Raw genomic sequence first — 2,992 nt, 5'->3', positions numbered from 1 at the left:
GAGGGGACGAGGAGAGGCTCGTGACCATGCGCTCAGGGCATGGCCAATACGTCTGCCACTTTCGGCCTGGGTCAACTCTGCTAAGCTAGGCGGGTGCAGTTCAGGGGGGAGCCACACGGTAGCGGCATCCCACCAGGCATCCAAAATTGCCAGTTCTGCCTTATCTGGATTCTGATTAAAGGCTGCTCCTACTTCTACTGAGACCATCACCGCTGTGTAGCGCCCGCTGTCGGTGAGTTGCTGGGCTAGTGCGAGCATGGCAGTAGTCTTGCCCGTCTGGCGGGGAGCGTGGATGACGAAGTAGTTTTCTTGCTCAATTAGCTTCACCACTTGGGGCAACCGAGTGGTGGGGGGGCAACATGTAGTGAATATCTGGGCGGCAAGGGCCAGCGGTATTGAACCAGCGGGGCATAGGCATCCAAGAATGAACTGGTTCTAGTGTATCGTATTGATCGTTGCCATTCCCCTTAGCCCATCCCTGTCTGGGCGTTTTTGCCATCGGGTGGATAAAGCAGTGATTGCATTACAATAAGCACAACCTAAGCCTAATGGTACTGCACCCTCCAGCAATGCCATGAATCCGCCTCCCCTTGTATCGGTACTGATGTCGGTGTATAACTCAGAGCGCTATTTGGCACAAGCGATCGAGAGTATTCTCCACCAAAGCTTTACTGACTTCGAGTTCATCATTATTGATGATGGTTCTACCGATCGCTCTCTAGAGATTTTGCAAGCCTACGCCCAACGTGATCCTCGAATTCAGCTCATCAGCCGAGAAAATCGAGGACTAGCCCGCACCAAAAATGAGTTGGTTAGCTTAGCACGAGGTGAATTTCTAGCCATCATGGACTCTGACGATGTAGCAATGCCCGATCGCCTTGCCCACCAAGTTGCATTTCTCCGCGCTAATCCTGACGTAGTTTGTGTCGGAGGTGCCTACGACTTTATTGACGAAGCAGGGCGGCTGCTAGAGCATGTGAGTGTGCCCCTAACCGATGCTGACTTACAGCGCTTTGCCTTGCAAGGGAAAGTCCTCATTAACCATCCCTCGGCGATGATCCGGCGACAAGCCCTAGAGCAAGTAGGCGGCTATGACGAAACCATGCACACTGATGGCATCCTTGACCTATGGTTACGGCTAGGTGAGGTGGGGAAACTTGCAAATTTGGCAGAAACTGTACTGCACTATCGGCAACATCAGCACTCTGTGAGTGAGCAAAAACAATGGCTACAGCTTGAGGATAAGCGAGAAGCTTGTGAGCGGGCATGGCGACGACGGGGTATAACAGGCACATTTGCAGAAACAACCCCCTGGCGACCTGTCGATCGTCCCTCTCGTTATCACTATTACCTCAAGTATGGGTGGAGCTTCTTAAATCGGCGTGAATGGGGGGCAGCAATTATCTATGGATTTCGAGCCATGCGAGAGTTACCCTGGAAGCGAGGCGCTTGGAAACTACTAACCTACGGAGTGATAAAGTACTTGACAACAACCCTATCATCATGGGTTTTTAGGTAATGAGCCACACATGAGCATTGTTTCATGAGTATTGTTTATTGGTCGTATGGATCAGGGCTAGCCAATCGTCTCCGAGCCTTAGTGGGTTACATGGTGATGAGTCATGTTCTAGAACAGCCTTTTTATTTATGCTGGGTTCCAGATATTTATTGCGATGCGGAGTTCACAGATCTGTTTGTCGCTCCATCAACCATAAAATTAATCACTCAACTGCAAAAAGATGAGATGGAGTTGGATCAAAACTCTTCAATATATACATCTGACGATTGGTTTTATGAAATCTGGAAAACCCATGTGAGCAGCCTAATCAGCGCCAATGAATTTTGCAGCCTGGCTAACACTTACCTAAGAGGACTACTGCCAGTTTCCTCGATTACCAACGCAGTCAATAAATTCTGCCATCAATACTCTATCCCAACACTTCCTGGTATTCATATCCGCCTAACGGATAATGTCAGTCAGTTCAAAATATGGCAAGAGAGATCTCCTTACTTCAAGCCTGAAAATATTTCTAAGATTGAAGGATTTGAACGCTTTATTTGTGATGTATCCAAACAAGAAAGTAATCCTCAACTATTTCTTGCTACGGACAATCAGAAAATCGAGCGTTATCTTAAATCCTCATTTCCAGGCCAAATCATTACCTACCCAAAGAGGTTTAGGCCTGACCAGAACCGAAGGTTTTCATGGAAGCAACAAAGGTTTGAAAGTCATTTGCAACGCACATCCTCAATAAAAGAGGCTTTGATAGAGCTGTTAATCCTTTCTCGATGTAAAACCATTGTTGGCACTTACTGGAGTAGTTATAGTCAAATCAGTGCTTGCTTAGGAGTTAACTCTCGTTATTTTCAGGTCATTGGAGACAGCTATGCACCCCATGAACATGTTGAGAAGCTAAGAGGTAATATCCCATTTTAATTGCATAACATCCCGTCTTAATTGCATTTTGTGAAAATTAAGCTTATAGTGAAACGCCTGTTGTTTCCGTCACACTTGCAGTATTCAACACATAGAGGTACTTACCTGAAGCGATCGACAGCATTCTTCAGCAAACCTTTACTGACTTTGAATTAATCATTATTGATGATGGATCTGCGGATAAATCCTTGAAAATTTTACAGCGCTATGCTAGTCGAGATTCCCGCATTCGTCTGTTCAGCCGCGAAAACCGAGGAATTGCCAAAACCCGCAACGAGATCACCCAACTGGCTCAGGGTGAGTTCATTGCTATTAGTGGATGCGGATGATGTGATGATGCCCGATCAGCTAGCTAGTCAAGTTGGGTTTCTCCAAAGTCACCCTGAGGTTGTCTGCATAGGTGGTGCCCATGACTTTATTGATGAAGCAGGGCGGGCGCTGTTTCATTGGGAGGAACTAGAACAGGACACAGACATTCAACGGTCGGCACTGAGAAGCAAAACGTTGATTAACCATCCTTCTGCGATGATTCGGCGATCGGGCATTACTACAGGT

At 47.1% G+C, this 2,992-nt stretch carries 4 protein-coding genes and 1 pseudogene; 4 read left to right on the top strand and 1 reads right to left on the bottom strand.

What is annotated here, in order from left to right; translation table 11 throughout:
- A pseudogene (locus tag NZ772_16540) lies at positions 1-412 on the bottom strand (ATP-binding protein).
- 162 nt (positions 413-574) lie between these two features.
- Between NZ772_16540 and NZ772_16535 the strand changes: the two are divergent.
- The 4 genes from NZ772_16535 to NZ772_16520 form a co-directional block, all read left to right on the top strand.
- Positions 575-1,519, top strand: coding sequence for a glycosyltransferase family 2 protein (locus NZ772_16535; protein ID MCS6815163.1), 945 nt, complete (start codon positions 575-577; stop codon positions 1,517-1,519).
- 24 nt (positions 1,520-1,543) lie between these two features.
- Complete coding sequence (locus NZ772_16530) at positions 1,544-2,437, top strand: hypothetical protein (GenBank protein MCS6815162.1); 894 nt, start codon at positions 1,544-1,546, stop codon at positions 2,435-2,437.
- Positions 2,438-2,595: 158 nt separating this feature from the next.
- Positions 2,596-2,766, top strand: coding sequence for a glycosyltransferase family 2 protein (locus tag NZ772_16525; protein ID MCS6815161.1), 171 nt, complete (start codon positions 2,596-2,598; stop codon positions 2,764-2,766).
- Positions 2,735-2,992: glycosyltransferase (locus NZ772_16520; GenBank protein MCS6815160.1), on the top strand; the 258-nt coding region annotated here is incomplete at its 3' end. The genes NZ772_16525 and NZ772_16520, both read left to right, overlap by 32 nt.

Source organism: Cyanobacteriota bacterium, from assembly GCA_025054735.1.
Lineage (GTDB): Bacteria > Cyanobacteriota > Cyanobacteriia > SKYG9 > SKYG9 > SKYG9.
Note: the sequence above shows the minus strand (reverse complement) of the source record. Positions and strands in the feature narration are given on the sequence as shown.